This window comes from Lentzea sp. NBRC 102530 (genome assembly GCF_030269365.1).
GTDB lineage: Bacteria > Actinomycetota > Actinomycetes > Mycobacteriales > Pseudonocardiaceae > Lentzea.
Map to the genome: position 1 here is coordinate 1 of NZ_BSTF01000023.1, position 19,600 is coordinate 19,600.

Sequence of the window (19,600 nt, forward strand, 5' to 3'; positions counted from 1 at the left end):
CCGGCTCGCCCGTGCTGTACTACGGCGACGAGATCGGCATGGGCGACAACATCTGGCTCGCCGACCGCGACGCCGTGCGCACGCCGATGCAGTGGACCCCGGACCGCAACGCGGGCTTCTCGAGCTGCGACCCCGGCCGGATCTACCTACCGGTGATCATGGACCCGGTCTACGGCTACCAGGGCCTGAACGTTGAGGCGCAGCTCAACAACTCGTCGTCGCTGCTCAACTGGACGCGGCACATGATCGAGGTGCGCAAGCAGCACCACGCGTTCGCCGAGGGCGACTTCACCGAGCTCGGCGGCTCGAACCCGAGCGTGCTCGCCTACAAGCGGCAGTGGAAGCGCCCGGACGGCCGCGAGGACATCGTGCTCTGCGTGAACAACCTGTCCCGCTTCCCGCAGCCCGTCGAGCTGGACCTCTCCGAGCACCGCGATCACACGCCGCTGGAACTCACCGGAGGTGTCAAATTCCCCGCGATCGGGGAACTCCCGTACCTGTTGACCCTCCCGGGTCACGGTTTCTACTGGTTCCAGCTGGTAGAGGCGGGCGACGAAGCTGAGATGAGGTGAACGCGTGACTGACCCACACGAGCTGGTCGAGAAGCTGGTCGCCTCACTGCCCGATCTGCTCCCGGCGGCGCGGTGGTTCGGCGGCAAGGACCAGCCCATCACGGCCGTCCGTCCACTTCGGACGACGGTGGTGGACGGCGACCTGGTGCACGTGATCTTCGAGGTGGAACAGCCCGGTCGCGTCGAGAGCTACCAGGGCGCGCTGAGCCTGAGCACCGGCGCGTGGGACGTCCTGCTCGACCCCGAGCACAACGGCGTGCTGCTCGACCGGATCGCCTCGGGCGAGGGCGTCGACGGCATCACGTTCGCGCACGAACCGGGCACGGAACTGCGCTCGGGCCTGCGCGGACGGCCGATCGGCGTCGAGCAGTCCAACACGTCGCTGATCTACGGCCAGCAGTACATCCTCAAGATCTTCCGCAAGCTCGCGCACGGCGAGAACCGCGACCTGACGATGCACCGCGCGTTGCGTTCGGTCGGCTGCGAGCACATCGCCCAGCCGCTCGGCGCGATCTCCACGGTCGTCGACGGTCAGACGGTGACGCTCGCGATGCTGCAGGAGTTCCTGCCGGACGCCGTCGAGGGCTGGGACATGGCCAAGACCTCGGTGCGCGACCTGATGGCCGAGGCCGACCTGCACGCGTTCGAGGTGGGCGGCGACTTCGCCGGTGAGGCGCAACGACTCGGCCACGCCGTGGCGAAGGTGCACGCGGACCTCGCCGAGGCGCTCGGCACGAAGATCGCGGACGAGGACGCGATCTCCCGTGCCATCGCGGGCATGCAACGACGTCTCGGCGTCGTGCTGGAGTCCGTGCCGGAACTCGGCCGCTACGAGGAACCGCTGCGGGCCGCGTTCGAGGACGCCCGCGCGCACATCGGCGCGTTGCCGATCCAGCACATCCACGGCGACCTGCACCTCGGTCAGGTGCTGCGGACGGTGCACGGCTGGCTGCTGATCGACTTCGAGGGCGAGCCGGCGGCCAAGGTCGAGGACCGGCTGGCGCTGCGGTCGCCGTTGCGGGACGTGGCGGGGATGCTGAGGTCGTTCGACTACGCGGCACGGCAGCTGCTCGTCGGTCAGCCCGACGACGACCAGCTCGCCTACCGCGCGATGGAGTGGACGAAGCGCAACCGGGCGGCGTTCTGCGACGGCTACGCCGAGGTGGCGGCCGACCCGCGGGACAACGCCGTGCTGCTGCGCGCGTTCGAGCTGGACAAGGCGGTCTACGAGGTCGCTTACGAGCACGCCAACAGGCCGGAGTGGTTGACGGTTCCGCTGTCGTCGATCGCCCGGATGACTTCTGGAGGAGAGTAAGCCGTGAAGGCCGACCTGGACCGACTCCTGTCAGGTGCGCACCACGACCCGCACTCGGTGCTGGGTGTGCACTCCGTCGGCGACCAGGTGATCGCGCGGGCGCTGCGTCCCGGCGCGACGTCGGTCGCGGTGGCCTGGGGTGACAAGCAGGTCGAGCTGCCGCGCATCGCCGACGCGTTGTTCGAGGGCGAACTGCCCGAGGTGCCGGGCGACTACCGGTTGCTGGTCACGTACAACGACGGCCCCGCGGTCGAGGTCGACGACCCGTACCGCTGGCTGCCGACCGTGGGCGAGCTCGACCTGCACCTGATCGGCGAGGGCCGGCACGAACGGCTCTGGGACGTGCTCGGCGCTCATGTCCGTTGCTACGAAACGGCTTCCGGTGACGTCACCGGTGTGTCGTTCGCGGTGTGGGCGCCGAACGCGCGCGGAGTGCGGGTGACCGGTGACTTCGACGGCTGGGACGGGCGCGCAAACCCGTTGCGCTCCATGGGGTCCAGCGGCGTCTGGGAGGTCTTCCTGCCGAACGTCGTGGTGGGGTCGCGGTACAAGTTCCGCATCCTCGGCCAGGACGGCGTCTGGCACGAGAAGGCCGACCCGATGGCGTTCGCCACGGAGGTGCCGCCGCAGACGGCCTCGGTCGTCACGCGGTCCGAGTACCAGTGGGAGGACGCGGAGTGGGAGGCCCGGCGCGCGGCGACGCAGTGGGCGAACGCGCCGATGTCGATCTACGAGGTGCACCTCGGCTCGTGGAAGCCCGGACTCGGGTACCGGGAGCTCGCGACCGAGCTCGCGGACTACTGCGAGGACATGGGGTTCACGCACGTCGAGATGCTGCCGGTGGCGGAGCACCCGTTCGGCGGGTCGTGGGGCTACCAGGTCACCTCGTACTACGCGCCGACCTCGCGGTTCGGGTCGCCGGACGACTTCCGGTACTTCGTGGACACGCTGCACCAGCGCGGCATCGGCGTGCTGGTCGACTGGGTGCCCGCGCACTTCCCGAAGGACGCCTGGGCGCTCGCGAAGTTCGACGGCACGCCGTTGTACGAGCACGCCGACCCGCGCCGCGGTGAGCAGCTCGACTGGGGCACCTACGTCTTCGACTTCGGGCGCAACGAGGTCCGCAACTTCCTCGTGGCGAACGCGCTGTACTGGATCGAGGAGTTCCACCTCGACGGACTGCGCGTGGACGCCGTCGCGTCGATGCTCTACCTCGACTACTCGCGGCCGGAGGGGCAGTGGCTGCCGAACGAGTTCGGCGGGCGCGAGAACCTCGACGCGGTGCGGTTCCTGCAGGAGCTGAACGCGACCGTGTACCGGCGGCACCCCGGCGTCGTGATGATCGCCGAGGAGTCGACGGCGTGGCCGGGCGTGACGCGGCCGACGCACCTCGGCGGGCTCGGGTTCGGCTTCAAGTGGAACATGGGCTGGATGCACGACACGCTGCACTACCTGTCGCGTGAGCCGGTGCACCGCTCGTTCCACCACAACGAGATGACGTTCTCGCTGGTGTACGCGTGGAGCGAGAACTTCGTGCTGCCGCTGTCGCACGACGAGGTGGTGCACGGCAAGGGCTCGCTGTGGACCCGGATGCCGGGTGACGACTGGAACAAGGCCGCGGGTGTGCGGTCGCTGCTGGCGTTCATGTGGGCGCATCCGGGCAAGCAGCTGCTGTTCATGGGTGGTGAGTTCGGGCAGCGCGCCGAGTGGTCGGAGTCGCGGTCGCTCGACTGGCACCTGGTCGAGCAGGAGCCGTTGCACCAGGGCATCCAGTCGTTGATGCGGGACCTGAACTCGGTCTACAAGACCGCTGCGGCGTTGTTCTCGCACGACGTGACGCCGGAGGGGTTCCAGTGGATCGACGCGAACGACTCGGGCGGCAACGTGCTGTCGTTCCTGCGGATCGGTGAGGACGGGTCCGTGCTGACGTGCGTGGCGAACTTCTCCGGGTCGCCGCACCACGACTACCGGGTCGGACTGCCTTCCGCCGGGCGGTGGAAGGAGCTCGTGAACACCGACGCCCAGCACTACGGCGGGTCCGGTGTCGGAAACTTCGGCGGTGTCGAGGCCGAGGCGAAGCCGTGGCACGGGCGACCGTACTCAGCGGTCCTGCAGCTGCCGCCGTCCGGGGTGCTGTGGCTCGTTCCCGAGGAGCGCGGGGTCCTGGGCGCGGACGACTGAGGAGCCGGGTAGAGCGCCGTTCCAGTAGAGGGCACCGGTCACCGTGATGGGGCCGGTGCCTTCGCACGTCCGGGTGACCTGGTCCTTCAGGTCGAACGGCGTGGGGTCGCCGCAGCCGGTCAGGGTCAGGTTCGTCAGGGGTTCGCTGCCGGTGCTGGTGACGGTGACCTGGCCGGTTCGGTGCGTGGCCGCGTAGGCGGACACCCTGAGGTAGACGCAGTCCCAGTGGATCTCGGTGGTCGTGGTGGCGAAGAACCGCGCGGTGGTCGTTCCGGGAGGGGCGATCATGCCGTAGCTGTTCAGGCGCTTCAGCTGTCGTTCCGGATTGAGGGTGTAGGTCCTGAGCGGGGTGCCGGAGGCGTTCGAGAACTGGAGCCCGGTGGCGGTCGCCGGTCCCGGCCTGCGGCTACCGGCCCAGACCGACAGGTCGTAGACGCCGCCTTCGACCGCTTCGAGGCTGGCGCCGGTCGTGCCGGGGCCGACGATCACACCGGCGCGGGGCTCCGGGGCGACGCCTCCCGTGCAGCCGGGCATCCCCGGATCCGCCCCGGTGGGAGGGCCGAGGAGCAGCACCGCCGCGCACAGCAGTTCGCGCACGACGGAAATGTAAGTCGATCGGGCGGCTCCGGCTCGGTGAACCTGATCAGCCCGCGGCACGTTGAGCTTTGTATGCGCCTGAGTTGGACGAGTAGCACGCCCGCGCGCCCGGACGGCAGGCACAATGGGTCCATGCGGCACCGGAGCATCGCGTTGATCGTCGCCACCGCCCTGCTCGCGGTGGGTTGCACCGCCGAGATCCCAGGGCGCCCGCGTGCGGCCAAGGTGGTGAAGAAGGACGCGTCGAGCGCCACCGTCCAGGTGCGTGGCTCGGACAACGGCCCGATCGACAAGCTCGCCGCCACCGCGCTGACGGACATCGAGGAGTTCTGGAAGGACTCCTTCCAGGAGACCTTCAACAAGCCGTGGAAGCCCCTGAGCGGCGGCTACTTCTCCGTCGACACCGCGGACTCCACCGCGAAGCCGCCGCCCTGCACCCAGAAGGCCGCCGACGTGGAGGGCAACGCCTTCTACTGCCCGGCCGCCGACGCCATCGCCTGGGACAGGGCTTCGTTGCTGCCCGTCCTGCAGGACCGCTTCGGCGACGCGGCCGTGGTCGTCGTGCTGGCCCACGAGATCGGCCACGCGGTGCAGAACCGCATGGGCATCACGCCCGAGGCGGAACGCCGCGAGCCGGACAAGTACCCGACGATCCTGACCGAGGCGCAGGCCGACTGCTTCGCCGGCTCGTTCGTGCGGTACGTGAGCGACGGCAAGTCGCCCCGGCTGGACATCAACGCCGACGCTCTCGACAAGGCCCTGGGTGCTTTGATCACGTTCCGCGACCCGGTGGGCACCTCGCCCGAGGACGAGCAGGCGCACGGGTCCGCTTTCGACCGCGTCGCTGCGTTCCAGGACGGGTACGAGCAGGGGAACAAGTTCTGCGGGGCCATGTCGGTGCAGAACCGGCAGTTCACACAGCGGGCGTTCACCAGCACCAAGGACCGGGCCAACGGCGGGAACCTGCCGTTCTCGGACATGTTGGAGAACGTGACTCCCGACCTGGACGGGTACTTCAAGGGGCTGGCGACGGCGGCCGGCAAGCAGTGGCCCGCGGTTCGGGCCGAGGCCGCGCAGTCGGAGCCGACGTGCTCCGGGGATCAGGGGCCGGTTGCTTACTGTCCTGATTCGAAGTCGATCCAGATCGACACGAAGGACGAGTTGCCCGCGTTGCACAAGGAGCTCGGGGACTACGCGACCGGCACGTTGATCGCCACCCGGTACGCGATGGCCGAGCTGGCGGTGCAGGGGAAGGGCACCGAGGGGGAAGCTGCCTCTGCTGCGGCGCTGTGCCTGGCTGGGGCTTACACGGGGGCGGTGTTCCAGCGGCAGGACGGGTTCGGGTTGTCGCCCGGCGACTTCGACGAGGCTGTGACCGTGTTGCTGCAGTTCGACTACGCGGCTCGGGACTCGAAGGGGCGGGATCCGGTGGATCCCGGGTTCGCTCGGGTGGCCCGGTTCCGCGAGGGCGTGTTCGAGGGTCCCAAGAAGTGCGGGCTCTGATCCTGGGAGTTGCGTTCGTCGCGGTTCCAGCGGGGTTGGGTGCTCGAGCGGAAGCCCGCACCGGCTCTGGCCTGGTGCGGGCTTCAGCGTCGTGACACGGGTGCCTGGTCCGAGACCACGGAGATCCTCGCGCCCGGGATCTTCAGCGTGCCCCCGATCAGGTCCGTGTTGCGCACGGTGACCTCGGTGAACGTCACGAACGGCACGTTCAGCGGCGGCGGGTGGGCCGCGGTGTAGTCCACCGGGATCTTGATCCCGAGGAGGTCCAGGTTGCCCTTGAGCTGGACGGTGAAGAGCTCGATCCGGCCTGGTGAGACCGTCGAGGTGCTGCCGGGGCGTGCTGCGGTGACGAGTTTGACGCCCGGTGAGACCTCGGCCGTCTGGACCAGGTCCTTGATCTTCATGTCCGACGCGGTGAACTTCAGGACCTTGAGGACCTGGCCGTTCACCAGCGCGTCGACCACTCCCACGAAGTTGAGGCCTCCCAGGTCCAGGCGGGAGGCGGTCAGGGTCCACTCCCTTCCGCCCGCCGCCACCGGGGCAGGGGCCGGTGGCGGGGGTGCCGGTGTCGAGGGCGGCTCCGCGGTGGGCGGTGTGGACGGCGCGGACGACGACGCCGGCGGCGGGGTGCTGCTGACGGGTGGCTCCGACGACGGAGGGGTCGTGTTCGTTGTCGTCGGGGCCGACGAGCTGGGTGTCGAGGTTGGTGCCGGTTCCGTGCTCGACGGGGGTTGCAGCGCCAGGACCGCGACCATCGCCACGGCGGCCAGGGGCTGTGTTCGCATCATGTGGGGTGAACCCTCTGGGTCGGTTCCGGCTCGTGCTGCCGGTTCGAGTCCTGTGCCTTCTCCGACCCCTTCGCCTCCTTCGGCTTCTTGGGCTCGTCGGTCCAGGCCACGGCCAGCGCGCCGCCCAGCAGGGAGAGGATCGTGCCCACCAGGAAGCCGCCCAGGTTGGTCACGACCAGCGCCACGAGTGACAGCAGGACCGTCACGATGCCCGCTGCCAGGCGGAACTTGGGCTGCAGCCACAGGGTGGCCGCGCAGATCGCCAGCAACGCGCCGATCAGCAGTGCCGACACGCCGCCGAGCGTCTGGATCGAGATGACCATGTCGCCGAGCTTCACGCCCACGAAGGGCGGGAACAGGATGATCAGTGCGCCGCCCGCCACGAAGAGACCGGCCCAGAAGGGCCGGCCACGTCGCCACGCGGTGAAGCCGCGCCAGGCCCTCAGAAGCACTCTTGCTTCCCCTGGCGGATGGTCAGGTTCATGCCCTTGAACCTGATGGTCTGGGCCGTGGTGGCCCAGGCGGTCTGCTGCAGCGAGGTGATGTTGGCCGTGTCGGCCTGCAGGCCGAACGAACCGGGGAGGCCCCTGAGGTTCTCCGGGCCCTTGGTCACCTTGCTCGCGTCGATGCCGATCTCGGGGTTGCCGAGGACCAGGTCGCCGTTGAGGTCCGTGAGGTTGACGACCAGGTTGTCGGCCGACATGCCGCCCACGCTGTCCGCGGTGATGCGCATCGTGACGTCACCGACGATCGGCATGCCGGGCACGAACACCGACTGGCAGAACTTGTCGAGCCTCGCCGTCTTGAACCCGCTGACCGCGACGACGTGCACCTTGCCCGCACCCGCGTCGACGCCGCCGAACTGGACGAATCCCTGGCCCGTCAAGTTGTCGGCGGACACCTTGAAGTTGGTGCCGGACACCGCGAACGAGGCGGCCAGCGCTCCCTGGGACATGCCGAAGAGGAGGGCACCGGCGCCGACAGCGCCGATGCCGAGCACTCCGACGAACCGTGCCCAGCGCGTTCTACCCATACCGCCGAACTCCTTCCACACTGAAGGCTTGCGGAACGGACTTTGCGCTTCGAAACATCGGCAGGACAACGAAAACGAGCCCGCGCCGTCTTGAAATCACCCCTGGGAGTGAGACAGTTTCACGTTTGGCCGCAGGTCCTTGCCGAACGGCCCAAGAACGCACTTAGTAGGGTCTGACCTCATGGGATTCGGACGAATCGCCGTCGCGCTGGTCGTGACCGCTGCCTTGACCGCGTGCGCCACCGTGGTCGAGGGCGAACCGAAGGGCGAGCGCCCCGACCCCACGAAGGTCGCGGGCCTCGAGATCTCCAACGGCCCGTCCGGCCCCAAGCAGGGCGTGCCCGACGCTGACCTGAGCGTCGAGAACGGCGACGGCGGCGAGATGGACCGGCTGGCCATCAACACCCTCGCCGACGTGCAGGAGTTCTGGAAGGAAGAGCTGCCCCGCTCGTTCGGCGGCAAGACGTTCGAGCCGGTCAAGCGGTTCCTGTCCTACGACTCGAACGGCAAGGGCGTCGAGGTCTGCAAGCTCAACACCACGGGCATCGCCAACGCGTTCTACTGCGCGCTCGACGACAGCATCACGTGGGACCGCGGCGAACTCCTGCCGATGCTCAAGGACTCGTTCGGCCCGATGGCCGTGGTGACGGTCCTGGCGCACGAGATGGGCCACGCGGTCCAGTACAAGCTCGGCCCGGCGTCGAACATCGGCGCCAACACGCCGTCGATCGTCAAGGAGCAGCAGGCCGACTGCTACACCGGCGTGTTCATGCGCTGGGTGGCGGAGAACAAGTCGAAGCACTTCGAGCTCTCCACCGGCGAGGGCCTCAACCAGATCATGCAGACGATGTTCTTCATCCGCGACAGCGCGGGAACGTCGTTCGAGAAGCAGGGCGCGCACGGCAGCGCGTTCGACCGCGTGTCGGCGTTCCAGTTCGGCTTCACCCGCGGCGCGGCCCGCTGCGCCGAGATCAACGAGGCCGAGATCAGCAAGCGCATCACCGAGCGGCCGTTCGCGCTCGACGACGTCGACGCGGGTCAGGGCCGCGGCAACGCCAAGATCGACGAGGACAAGTACCAGCGCGCCCTGGAGGAGTCCCTGCGCGACGCCTACAAGTCGAGCGGCGCCGCCTTCCCGGCCTTCGACCGGACGGGCGTCAAACCCTGCCCGGACGCGCAGACGACGTCGCCCGCCACCTACTGCCCCGCCGTGAACCAGCTCCAGCTCGACCTGCCGGCGCTGGTGAAGATCGGCACGCCCCCGAAGCGGGGTTCGAAGGGCGGCATCGGCGACTTCGCGGCGTTCGCGGTCATCGCCTCGCGCTTCTCGCTCTCGATCCAGCACGCCACGGGCTTCAAGCTGGACGACGACGCGGCCGGCCAGCGCACCGCGTGCCTCACGGGTGCCTGGGCGGGCCTGACGAACCGGCCGGACGCCGCCGCGGGCCTGCGCCTGTCCCCCGGTGACCTGGACGAGGCCGTGGCGGAGCTGCTGGCCGACGACAGCCTCATCGCGGCGGACGTGAACGGCAAGGCCGTGCCGTCGGGCTTCGCGCGGGTGGAGGCGTTCGGCGACGGGTTCTTCCGCGGGCTCTCGTTCTGCGTCAAGAAGTACTCGGTTTGATTCTTCCATCGACCCGGATCGATACTTGACCGGTGCTAACCGATGAAGCCGCGACCTACGCCTCGTGGTTCTCCACGCTGTCCGACGCGACGAGGGTGCGCCTGCTGCACCACGTGGCCTCGTCGCCGGTCCCGGTCACCGTCGGCGAACTGACCACCCTGCTGGGCGTGAGCCAGTCCACCTGCTCGCACCACGTCCGCAAGCTGGCCGAGGTCGGCTTCCTGCACGTGCAACGCGAGGGCACGACGACGCTCGTCACGGTCAACCCGGCCTGCTGCACGGGCCTGCCGCACGCGGCGGACGCCGTGATGGGCGCGCTGGCGTCGGGTTCGGTCCGGCCGGTCGACGGCGTGACGATCAGGGCCATGACCGCCGCCGACTGGCCCGAGGTGCGGCGCATCTACGGCGAGGGCATCGCCTCGGGCAACGCCACGTTCGAGACCGAGGTCCCGTCACGCCGGACGCTCGAGTCGAAGTGGCTGCCGGACCACCGCTGGATCGCCGAACTGGACGGCAGGGTCGCAGGATGGGCGTCGGCCGCCCCCGTCTCGCCGCGCGAGTGCTACTCGGGCGTGGCGGAGACGTCGATCTACGTGGCCGACGCCTCGCAGGGCAGGGGTGTCGGCAAAACCCTGCTGCACCACCAGGTCTCGGCGGCGGACGCGGACGGCCTGTGGACGTTGCAGGCGGTGGTCTTCCCGGAGAACCGGGCCAGCATCGCGTTGCACCACAAGGCGGGCTTCCGCACCGTGGGGCTGCGCGAGCGGATCGCGCAGCACCACGGCGAGTGGCGCGACACCGTCCTCTTGGAACGGCGTCGCGACTAGCGACCAAGCAGGTGACCGGAAGTCTTGTCCGCACCGCGAACCTGCTTCACGTTTCCTTGCCGCACGCGGGGACCTTTCGTGTAGTCACAGCGAACGAAAGGTCCCCGCGTGCGGTCCGGCAACGTGAAGCAGGCTCGCGACAGTGGACGGGAGTTCGGGGCCGGGCGCTCAGTACAGCGCCGACGCCAGGTTGCGGCGGGCGGCGGCCACGCGCGGGTCGTCGGCCGGGAACAGCTCGAACAGCCCGACCAGGTGCTGCCGGACGCGGTCGCGGTCGTCCCCGTACACCCGGCGGACGGTGTCGACGAGACGCTTGAACGCCTCCTCGACCAGCTGCCCGGCGACCTGCGCGTCGGCGGCGGCCAGCTGGGCGTCGATGTCCTCGGGCGCGCCGTCGGCCTTGGCGATCACGGCCGGGTCGACGCTCTCGGCCCGTTCGGCGAACTTGGCCTGCGCGAGGCCTTCCTTCGCGAGTTCGTTGGCCGGCTCGGACGCCAGGATCTCCGAGTAGAACCCTTGCGCGGCAACGTAGTCGCCACGTTCGAAGGCCTCCTCGGCCGCGACGATGCGCGGGTCCTCGGGGATCTCCTCGGGCTCGACGGGGCCTCCGGCGCGGGCCTCGCCGGCGCGGATGCCGGGCAGGCGGTCGCGCAGGGCGTCGAGCAGGCGGGCGATCCACTGCGACAGCTCGGCGTCCGCGATGGGGCCGGCGAACGCGTCGATCGGCTGGCCGGCGGCGACGGCGACGGTCGTGGGCACGGACTGCACCCCGAACGCCTGGCCGATGCGCGGCGCGGTCTCCAGGTCGACGCGGGCGAGGATCCACGCGCCCCCGGACGCCTGGGCGTAGCGGGTGAGCGACGCGGCCAGTTGCTGCGACTCCGGGCTGTAGGAGGCCCCCAGCAGCACCACGACGGGCACCTGCAGGGACTGCTCGACCACGGCCTGGAACGAGGCCTCGGTGACGTCCACGATCCACGGCGCGGACCCGTTGTCGGGGGTGGGGGCAGCAGCGGTGGCGGGCGCCGCGGCGGCGGTGCGGGCCGCGTCGGCCCGTGCCTTCAGGGCACCCAGGTCGACGGCGCCCGAGAGCGCGGCGGACAGTGCGGCGGTCTTGCGAGGATCAGGCCTTGTCACGTGTTCCATCCTGGCACGGCTAGTTCCCGGACCGGGTCCAGGGCCATCGGGTTGACGCGCATCGCCTCGTTGGCCGCGGCGATGCGTAGAGCGAGCGGTGTCATCAGTTCGACGAACCGCGCGGTGCCGGTCTCCCCCAGCGCTTCCCACGGCGCCGTGGCGGCGGCATCGGTCGCCGCTTCCACCGCGGGGAGGTCGCCGGGCAGGTCCGCCACCTCTTCCCACTCCTCGACAGTCCAACCACGCGCGGCGCGCATGTATGCCGGGTCGAGAGAATGTTCACGCGCGTAGAGCGCAAGCGCTTGGCAAGGTCCGATGCCGGCGGCCACCAGCGCGGCGACGTGACCGTCGCCCCGAGCCTCGCGCAAGATCGTGCAGGCGTGCCACAGTGCCAGGTGAGGCTGCTCGGGCCAGGGCAACGCGCGGTTCGCCGCCGCCAGCGGGCGACCACCCAGCGGTGCCGCCAGCGCCGCCTCGCGGGCGAGGACCGCCGCCTCCTCGACCTCCGGCGCGTCCACCGGGCCGAGCAGGCGCCGCAACGCCCCGTCCACGCCCTCCAGCCGCACCCGCAGGAACTCCTCGGGTGACGCGACCGCCCACGCGTCCGGCAGCGCACGGCGGACCATGCGCGGCGCGAAGTTGTAGAAGACCGCCTCCACCAGTTCCGGCGACGCCGCACCGAGCGGGGCGGCCCGCAGGCCGAAGTAGCCCATCCAGCCGCCCTTGCAGCCCAGCGCGTCGGTCGCCGCCCTGGACTCGGGCGTGAAGTACGTGACGTCGTGGTAGGGCTCGAACCTCAACCACAGCTGCCTCGCGTCCACGCCAGACACGCTAGCCCAGCCCGCAGCGCCGCACGGGTCCGCTCACCGGGGCGGCGTAGAGCCGTTCCGCCATCCGTGGACGACACGTCCGCGACCCGCCGCGTTCCCACATCCTGGACAGTGCGGCCGGGCCCGCAGATGATCTTCAAACGCCGGTCGTCAGGGGGTGTCCGAAAGCTGCTCCTCGATCCGTTCGACCTTGGCCCTCAGTTGCCCGGAGTACCCGGGACGGATGTCCGCCTTGAGCACCAGGGACACCCGCGAAGCACTGGCCTGCACGGCCTCCGTCGCCCGCTTGACGACGTCCATCACCTCGTCCCACTCCCCCTCGACCAGCGTGAACATCGCGTTGGTCTCGTTGGGCAGGCCGGAGGACCGCACGATCCGGACGGCCTCGGCGACGGCCTTGGCGACACTTCCGGATTCGTCCGAACCGGACGGGGCAACACTGAACGCGACGAGCACGCGCACCTCCTGGTGATCCACAGGTGTACTGACTGGTAGCTTCGGTGCCCATGACACCGCTGCCGTTCGATCCGATCGCCCGCGCGGCCGAACTGTGGGACGACCGGGTGGGTTCGTCGACGTCGATGGCCGCCGTCACGAGCGTCATGCGGGTCCAGCAAATCATCCAGTCCGCCGTGGACGCAGCCCTCAAACCGCACGGGCTCACGTTCGCGCGCTACGAGGCGTTGGTGCTCCTCTACTTCTCCCGCAAGGGCGCGCTGCCGATGCGGGTGATGGGCGAACGCCTCCAGCTGCACCCGACGAGCGTCACGAACATCGTCGACCGGCTGGAGAGCGACGGCCTCGTGCGCCGCACGCCGCACCCGACGGACCGCCGCACCACGCTGGTCGAGATCACCGACGCCGGGTTGCAGCGGCGGGAGAGCGCGACCGCGGCCGTGGTCGACGTGAACCTCGGGCTCAAGGGCCTCACGGACCGGCAGACCGAGCAGCTCACCGACCTGCTCGCGAAGGTGCGCCGGGCGAGCGGCGACTTCGAGGACTAATTCGGTTGGGCGGTCGGGCCGTTCTGTGGCCTGATGGGCCCATGTCGGAACGACCGGATCGCGTGGCCGTCGCGCTTGTCAGCACCCCCGGTGGGTTCATCGGCCGCACCAGCCCGTTCGCCGTCGAGACCCCGATGTGGAACCACGTCGAGCCGGTCAACGCCGCGCTGCACGACCTGCTCGGCGTGCGGACGAGCGTGCTGCGGCTGGTCTCGGTCCAGGGTGGCGACGTGCCGTTCGGCGGGGTCGTCACGTATCACGTCGAAGCGCACGAAGAGCCTGATCACGGTCTCCTCGAACCCGTGCGGGCACCCGAACCCGATGCCGACCACCGGTTGCCGTGGGCGCGACTCGGCGGACCCGCCGAGCTGGTCGAGTGGGCAGGCGCGACGATCACCCGTACCGGCCCTGCCGTGCAGGTGCGGACGTGGAACCTGTCGAGCGTGCACCGGCTGCCCACCGCGAACAGACCGGTGTGGCTCAAGGCCGTGCCGCCGTTCTTCGCCGACGAGGGCTCGGTGATCAGGATGGTCGCCGAGCACGACCCGTCCCTCGTGCCCGAGGTGCTCGCGTCCGCGCCGCACCGGGTGCTGATGAGCCAGGCGGAGGGCACCAAGTGCTGGCCGGTCGACGCCGCGCACGTCAAAGCGGTCGTACCGCGCTGGGTGGCGGTGCAGCACGCGCTGGCGGGCGAGCCCCGGCTCAGGCCGTCCGCCGTGCCGATGCCGGACTTCGGCTTGCCCGACACGCTCACGCACGGCGACTTCCACCCCGGCAACTGGCTGAGCAGCGGCGTGGTCATCGACTGGTCCGACGCCGTCTGGGGCCATCCGGCGCTCGACGCGGCCCGGCTCATGGAGTACGCGGACCGCGGCCTGCACGACCTGATCCGGACCGTGTGGAGCGAGGCGTGGCTGACGCACCGCCCGGACAGCGATCCGCTGGCGGCGCTGGAGATCGCGCCGCGCGCGTCCCGGCTGCACAACGCCGTGAAGTACCAGCAGTTCCTCGACAACATCGAGGAGTCCGAGCGGATCTACCACGAGGGCGACCCGCAGGTGGAGCTGCGCGAGGCGCTGAAGCTGGTGTCCGGGTGAGCGAGCGGTCGTTCGTCGCCCTGGTCAGCACGCCGAGCGGGTTCGCGGGCCGCACGGACGTGATCGAGGTCGGGTCGCGCTGGTGGCCCGACACCGAACCCGTCAACGAGGCGCTGCAACGGCTGCTGGGCGTCGAGACCGACGTGCTCCGGCTGGTGTCGGTCGAGGGCGGGAGGGCACCCGCCGGCGGCCTGGTCACCTACCACGTCGAGACGCGCGCGGAACCGGATCGCAGTTGCCTGAAGCCCGCCGACGAGCCTGCCGCGGACGCCCCGCACCGGTTGCCGTGGGCGCGTCTCGGCGGCCCGGCCGAGCTGCTGAACTGGGCTGATGCGCACGTGGAGCGCACCGGCCCCGCCGTGCAGGTGAAGTCGTGGAACCTGTCGAGCGTGCACCGGCTGCCCACCGCGAACGGACCGGCGTGGCTCAAGGCCGTGCCACCGTTCTTCGCGAACGAGGGCGAGGTGATCGGGATGGTCGCCGCGCACGACCCCGGCCTGGTGCCCGAGGTGCTCGCCTCGGCGCCGTTGCGCGTCCTGCTCGGCCAGGCGGACGGTGAGGCGTGCTGGGACACGAGGCCCGAGCACATCACGGAGGTCGTGCCGCGCTGGGTCGCCGTGCAGAACGCGCTCGCGGGTGAGCCTCGAGTGCGGCCGTGCCCGGTGCCGATGCCGGACTTCGGACTGCCGGACACCTTGGTGCACGGCGACTTCCACCCCGGAAACTGGTTCGACAGCGGCGTCGTCATCGACTGGTCCGACGTCGTGTGGGGCCACCCGGCGCTGGACGCGGGCAGGCTCATCGAGTTCTGCCGTCCCGAACTGGGCGACCTGATCCGCGAGGTGTGGAGCGAGGCGTGGCTGCGGCACCGGCCGGAGAGCCGCCCGCTCGCGGCCCTCGACACCGCCCGCCGGGCCGCGCACCTGCTGCTCGCGGTGCAGTACCAGCAATTCCTCGACAACATCGAGGAGTCCGAGCGGATCTACCACGAGGGTGACCCGCAGCGGCACCTCAGAGCTGTTCTGCCGCCGGCTCGGTGAGGCGGCCGGTCTTCGACGCCCAGCGCTCGAAGAGGACGGTGCCGAACGGCGGGATGCTCGCGAGCAGCGCGAGGACCGTCGTGCGCGCGTCCCACTTGAGCGGCGCGACGGCCATCAGCGTCACCAGCACGTAGCCCACGAAGACGATGCCGTGGATCGGGCCGAAGACCTTCACGCCGATCTCGTTCTGCACGACGACGTACTTGAAGAACATCCCGAGCAGCAGGCCGGCCCAGGAGAGGGCCTCGGCCAGGGCGAGGATGCGGAACCGTCCGACCACGCTGGAGAACGTCATGGTTCCCCATCATGAACCGTGACCGGCAGCACAGGACCACCGGGTCTGTACCGGTATGTCCTATTCCTCCCATTTGAGGACGCGGGAGGCGAGGAACCCGACCACCAGCGAGAAGCCCACCAGGATCGCCGCCGGGACCGCCGGCGCCTCGATCCCCTTGCCGCGCACCAGCACGCCGTCGAGCGCGGCAGCGTCCACAGCGGACAGAACGCCCTTCTGCAACGTCACGTGCGTCGGTGCGTCGAGACCGCGCACCAGCACGGCGGGCGCGTCCAGGGCGGGTCGAGCGCCGCGGTCGGTTCGTCGAGGAACAGATGTCCGGGTCGTGCACGAGCGCGCACGCGATCGAAAGCCGTTGGCGTTGCCCGCCGGAGAGCTTCTCGAAGAACGACGACGCCCGGAGCTGAACCCCGATGCGCGGCAACAACTCCACGTTGCGCAGCCAGGGGATCTCCAGCGTGGTGGTCCTGCCGACGCCGTTCGGCCCGAGGATGCCGAAGAACTCGACCTCGGCCACGGCGAACGAGACGCCGTCCACCGCTGGGTCAGCGCCAGGTGGCCGGCGGCGCGGAACGACGAAAGTCGCCGCGAAGTCGAGACGGAAGAGTTCAGCCGCCCGCGACGAGCAACGGGCAGGCGGTGTAGACGTCGTTCAACCTTCGCAGCGCGGCGGAGAACTGCTCGAAGCGGGCGCGCGGAACGGCCGCCCGCACCTCGCCGACCACCTGCCACAGGTAGCGGTGCTCGTCGGTCTCGACGACCGGCAGCGGCGAGCCCTCCGGCACGTCCGCGGCGAACGCGAGCGCCACCGCGGCGGCCCGCAGGCACGCGGTCGCGAGCGTCACGCAGTCCTCGACCAGGGTGCGGTCGTCCTGCGCGCGCACGACCCCGCTGACGGCGAACCGGACGGCCTGCATCAGCGCGAGGTAGAGGCGCTGACCTGCCTGGATGCGCTCGAGCGGCAGGCTCTCGGTGCCGCAGCCGGGAGGCATGACGGTCATGCCGACCTGGGGGCGGCGCAGCACGTGGTCGAAGAGGGCCGTGGGGGCCCAGAGCAGGGTGCGCCAGGAGTCCTCGGTGATCGAGGTGCGCATGCGCGCGGCGTTCTCGAGCACGTCGAGGTAGGCGATCAGGACGCCGGAGAGGAAGATCCCGCCGCGGTCGCCGCCGACCCGCACGACACCGAAGCGGTCGTCGAGGTCGCACTCCTGCGTGCGGTAGCCGGGCGTCCACTCGATGACGCCGCTGCTCGCGAGCACGACGCGGGCCAGGCGCTGGTGCACGGGCGACGCCGAGAGCACCGTGTCGTCCAGGCCCATCTGGACGAGCATGGACGCGGCGTGCTGCAACGACTCGCGCCGCTGGGGCACGAGGTCGGGGTGCAGCAGGCGGAACGGTTCCACGTCGCCCCCTCCCCTTGTCCGGTGTTGTACTCACCATGAACGGCAGGGGGCGGGAAGTCATCCGGATGAACCGCAGCGTTACGTCTCAGTTGGACGTGGCGTGCGCCTCAGTGCGTTTGGGCCCAAGTCTTGAGCTGCGCGCGAGTGGACAGGTTCAGCGCGGTCTTCACGTTGTGCACGTGGGATTCCACCGTGCGGTGCGAGATGCCGAGCTTGGCCGCGACCTGCGCGTTCGTCATCCCCAGGGCGACGAGTTCGACCACCGTGCGCTGCCGGTCGCTCAGCACCGCGTCCTGCACGATCTCCTTGTCCAGGGCGGTTTCCAGGGTGTGCCGGACGTCCATCGCCTCGCCCGACTTGAACGCTCGTCCAAACGCGGCGGGCGACAGGTTTTCCCGCGCGAGGTCCAGTGCGGCGGCCATCTTCCGCCGCCACCACGGTTCGGCCGCGACGACCCACACCACCCGCATCTGTCGGCAGGCGGCCAGAAGCCGCACGCCGAGCTCGTGCCGTCCGGACGCCATCGCGACCAGGCCGCGCCCCTCGATCGAGTCCAGCAACGCCCTCGGCGTCTCCGACGTCATGCGCGCGCCCTCGGCGAACCACGCGCCCGCCGTCACCAGGTCACCGCGTTCCAGGGCGATGGCACCGGCCGTGTGCACCACGCGCGCCACGACGTCGGGCCGCGCGTGGGACCTGATCACCGGCAACGCTCTGTCGACCAGTGCCGCCGCCCCCTCGGCGTCGCCCTGGACCAGCAGCTGCCAGGCCAGGTTCTGGCTGGACACGGCGACACTGACGTCGTTGCCGTTGCGCACGCCGTGCTCGATCGATCGGCGCAGCGCGGCTGCGGCGTTCACCAGGTCCCCCAACCCGTCGTAGGCGTTGGCCACCGTGCGGTACAGGCGGCACATGATCACGTCCTGCCCGCCGGCCACCGCCACCGCGACCGCCTCCCGGGCGAGCCGCAGCCCTTCCTCGTGCTGCTCCTCGTAGCCCGCGAGCCAGGACGCGTACTCCAGCGCGAGGATCCGGTAGCGCGTGTCGGCGGGAGTGGAGTCCAGCACCTGTCTCAGCACGGCGCCCGCCTGCGCGAAGTAGCCGCGGTCCAGGCACACCCTGAGCAGCATGGTGGCGAGCATCAGGCGCCGGCCGTCGTCCGGTGCGACCAGATTGGCGAACGCGTACGCCACGTTGTCGTACTCCTGGTGCTGCGCCTGCACCTGCTCCGGCCGCAGGATCGACGACGTGACGCCGGGTTCGCCCTTCTCGCACAGCCACGCGAGGATGCGTTCGGCGGTGGTGTGGTGCTCGCCGTGCTCCTTCAGCCGTTCCTCGGCGTACATGCGGACGGATTCGAGCATCCGGAACCGGCCGTCGTGTTCGCGCACCACCAGCGACTTCGCCTGCAACGCCGTGAGCAGCCCGATCACCGGCGCGCCGTGCACGACCTGCGCGATGTCGAGCCCGAACCCGCCGGGCAGCAGCGCGAGTCTGCGGAACAGCTCCTGCTCGGCCGTGGTCAGCAGGTCGTGGCTCCAGGCGATGGCGGTGCGCAGGCTCTGGTGGCGTTGCGTCGTGTCGGCGTCGCTGAGCAGGTCGAGGCGCTGGTCGAGGCGGTCCGCGAGCTCGTCCAGCGGCACCTCCCTGCTCAGCCGCGCGGCCAGTTCGACGGCCAGCGGGACGCCGTCCAGCCTGGCGCAGACGGCCGCGACGGCCTCCTCGTCCCCCTTCGTCCCGGCGCGTGCGGCGAACAACCTCGGCGCGTCCGCGGCCATGCCGTGCAGCGGGTAGACGACCTCACCGACGGCCCTGAGCGCCTCCCTGCTGGTCGCGAGGACCTGCACGTGCTGGCACCGGGCGAGGACCTCGTCCACGACCTCGCAGCACTCCTCGACGAGGTGCTCGCAGTTGTCGACGAGCAGCAGGATCCGCCGGTGCGCCAACTCCTGGATCAACGTCGTGCTGAGGGAGACCCCCGCGTGTTGATACGCCCCAACGGCTTCCGCGAAGGCCTGCACGACCTGCTCGGGCCTGCTCAACCGCCCCAGCTCGACCGTGCGCACCTCGGCCCGCCGGGACCGGCGCGCGAGTTCGGCCGCGAGCCGCGTCTTCCCCACCCCCGCCGATCCGACGAGCGTCAGCAGCCTGTGCTTGCGCAGCAACGGAAGGAGCTCGCCCAGCTCCCGGTCCCTGCCGACGAACGCGTCGTCGTAGGCAGGCAGCTCGGCGACCACAATGGACGTACCGGCCGAACGCTGCCGGTAGGCACGCTGACGGCACGCGTTCGAGCAGTAGCGGGCGCGCGACGGGAGCGGCGCGAAGCCCGTGCCACAGCTCGCGCAGATGCCCAT

19 protein-coding genes and 1 pseudogene are annotated in these 19,600 nt (G+C 70.3%); 9 read left to right on the forward strand and 11 right to left on the reverse strand.

The genetic code is table 11. The features are described 5' to 3' along the window. The 3 genes from QSK25_RS40110 to glgB all read left to right on the forward strand — a co-directional run. On the forward strand, positions 1-572 hold a 572-nt coding region (locus QSK25_RS40110; RefSeq protein ID WP_285646394.1), incomplete at its 5' end, for an alpha-glucosidase C-terminal domain-containing protein. Between the two features lie 4 nt (positions 573-576). Beyond that, on the forward strand, positions 577-1,887 hold the full coding sequence (locus QSK25_RS40115) for a maltokinase N-terminal cap-like domain-containing protein (protein ID WP_285646395.1): 1,311 nt from the start codon (positions 577-579) through the stop codon (positions 1,885-1,887). Between the two features lie 3 nt (positions 1,888-1,890). After that, positions 1,891-4,068 (forward strand): 1,4-alpha-glucan branching protein GlgB, encoded by a 2,178-nt coding sequence (glgB, locus tag QSK25_RS40120; protein ID WP_285646397.1) that lies wholly within the window; start codon positions 1,891-1,893, stop codon positions 4,066-4,068. Here glgB and QSK25_RS40125 read toward each other — a convergent pair. Next, positions 3,988-4,665 (reverse strand): DUF7850 domain-containing protein, encoded by a 678-nt coding sequence (locus QSK25_RS40125; protein WP_285646398.1) that lies wholly within the window; start codon positions 4,663-4,665, stop codon positions 3,988-3,990. The genes glgB and QSK25_RS40125 overlap by 81 nt on opposite strands. A 132-nt stretch (positions 4,666-4,797) precedes the next feature. Between QSK25_RS40125 and QSK25_RS40130 the strand changes: the two genes are divergently transcribed. After that, entirely contained in the window at positions 4,798-6,168 is a 1,371-nt protein-coding gene (locus QSK25_RS40130) for a neutral zinc metallopeptidase (protein WP_285646400.1), read from the forward strand. 83 nt (positions 6,169-6,251) lie between these two features. On the opposite strand, the gene QSK25_RS40135 is transcribed toward QSK25_RS40130, so the two are convergent. The 3 genes from QSK25_RS40135 to QSK25_RS40145 are packed head-to-tail and all read right to left on the reverse strand — an operon-like array spanning position 6,252 to position 7,989. After that, positions 6,252-6,956, reverse strand: a complete 705-nt coding sequence (locus QSK25_RS40135) for a hypothetical protein (protein WP_285646401.1) — start codon at positions 6,954-6,956, stop codon at positions 6,252-6,254. Continuing rightward, the gene (locus QSK25_RS40140; RefSeq protein WP_285646402.1) at positions 6,953-7,408 is read right to left on the reverse strand and encodes a DUF6114 domain-containing protein; all 456 of its coding nucleotides are present in this window, start codon (positions 7,406-7,408) and stop codon (positions 6,953-6,955) included. The genes QSK25_RS40135 and QSK25_RS40140 overlap by 4 nt, the downstream gene beginning before the upstream one ends. Next, a complete protein-coding gene (locus QSK25_RS40145) occupies positions 7,399-7,989 on the reverse strand; it encodes a DUF6230 family protein (protein WP_285646404.1) in 591 nt (196 codons plus the stop codon). The genes QSK25_RS40140 and QSK25_RS40145 overlap by 10 nt, the downstream gene beginning before the upstream one ends. Positions 7,990-8,170: 181 nt before the next feature. Between QSK25_RS40145 and QSK25_RS40150 the strand changes: the two genes are divergently transcribed. Then, the gene (locus tag QSK25_RS40150) at positions 8,171-9,613 is read left to right on the forward strand and encodes a neutral zinc metallopeptidase (protein ID WP_285646405.1); all 1,443 of its coding nucleotides are present in this window, start codon (positions 8,171-8,173) and stop codon (positions 9,611-9,613) included. Positions 9,614-9,645: 32 nt separating this feature from the next. Further along, positions 9,646-10,440 carry a helix-turn-helix domain-containing GNAT family N-acetyltransferase gene (locus QSK25_RS40155; protein WP_285646406.1) on the forward strand — a complete coding sequence of 265 codons (795 nt, stop codon included), beginning with the start codon at positions 9,646-9,648 and terminating at the stop codon, positions 10,438-10,440. 168 nt (positions 10,441-10,608) lie between these two features. On the opposite strand, the gene QSK25_RS40160 is transcribed toward QSK25_RS40155, so the two are convergent. From QSK25_RS40160 to QSK25_RS40170, 3 genes are all read right to left on the reverse strand, one after another. Further along, positions 10,609-11,577 (reverse strand): tetratricopeptide repeat protein, encoded by a 969-nt coding sequence (locus QSK25_RS40160; RefSeq protein WP_502881946.1) that lies wholly within the window; start codon positions 11,575-11,577, stop codon positions 10,609-10,611. Next, positions 11,574-12,398 (reverse strand): SCO6745 family protein, encoded by an 825-nt coding sequence (locus QSK25_RS40165; protein ID WP_285646409.1) that lies wholly within the window; start codon positions 12,396-12,398, stop codon positions 11,574-11,576. Before QSK25_RS40165 ends, QSK25_RS40160 begins: the two co-directional genes overlap by 4 nt. Before the next feature lie 159 nt (positions 12,399-12,557). Beyond that, positions 12,558-12,863, reverse strand: coding sequence for an MTH1187 family thiamine-binding protein (locus tag QSK25_RS40170; protein ID WP_285646411.1), 306 nt, complete (start codon positions 12,861-12,863; stop codon positions 12,558-12,560). Between the two features lie 50 nt (positions 12,864-12,913). On the opposite strand from QSK25_RS40170, the gene QSK25_RS40175 reads away from it, so the two are divergent. The 3 genes from QSK25_RS40175 (at position 12,914) to QSK25_RS40185 (ending at position 15,548) form a co-directional block, all read left to right on the forward strand. Then, entirely contained in the window at positions 12,914-13,411 is a 498-nt protein-coding gene (locus QSK25_RS40175) for a MarR family winged helix-turn-helix transcriptional regulator (protein WP_093592887.1), read from the forward strand. A 62-nt stretch (positions 13,412-13,473) separates the two neighbouring features. Further along, on the forward strand, positions 13,474-14,508 hold the full coding sequence (locus QSK25_RS40180) for a phosphotransferase (RefSeq protein ID WP_285646416.1): 1,035 nt from the start codon (positions 13,474-13,476) through the stop codon (positions 14,506-14,508). After that, positions 14,505-15,548, forward strand: a complete 1,044-nt coding sequence (locus QSK25_RS40185; RefSeq protein ID WP_285646418.1) for a phosphotransferase — start codon at positions 14,505-14,507, stop codon at positions 15,546-15,548. Before QSK25_RS40180 ends, QSK25_RS40185 begins: the two co-directional genes overlap by 4 nt. On the opposite strand, the gene QSK25_RS40190 is transcribed toward QSK25_RS40185, so the two are convergent. From QSK25_RS40190 to QSK25_RS40205, 4 genes and pseudogenes are all read right to left on the reverse strand, one after another. Continuing rightward, positions 15,520-15,843: a DUF3817 domain-containing protein gene (locus tag QSK25_RS40190; protein ID WP_285646420.1), complete on the reverse strand. Its 324-nt coding sequence runs from the start codon at positions 15,841-15,843 to the stop codon at positions 15,520-15,522. The genes QSK25_RS40185 and QSK25_RS40190 overlap by 29 nt on opposite strands. 174 nt (positions 15,844-16,017) lie before the next feature. Beyond that, a pseudogene (locus QSK25_RS40195) lies at positions 16,018-16,381 on the reverse strand (ATP-binding cassette domain-containing protein); the annotation flags it as partial. Positions 16,382-16,451: 70 nt separating this feature from the next. Next, on the reverse strand, positions 16,452-17,246 hold the full coding sequence (locus tag QSK25_RS40200) for a 3-methyl-L-tyrosine peroxygenase-related protein (RefSeq protein WP_285646422.1): 795 nt from the start codon (positions 17,244-17,246) through the stop codon (positions 16,452-16,454). Positions 17,247-17,353: 107 nt separating this feature from the next. After that, positions 17,354-19,600 carry a helix-turn-helix transcriptional regulator gene (locus tag QSK25_RS40205; protein ID WP_285646424.1) on the reverse strand — a complete coding sequence of 749 codons (2,247 nt, stop codon included), beginning with the start codon at positions 19,598-19,600 and terminating at the stop codon, positions 17,354-17,356.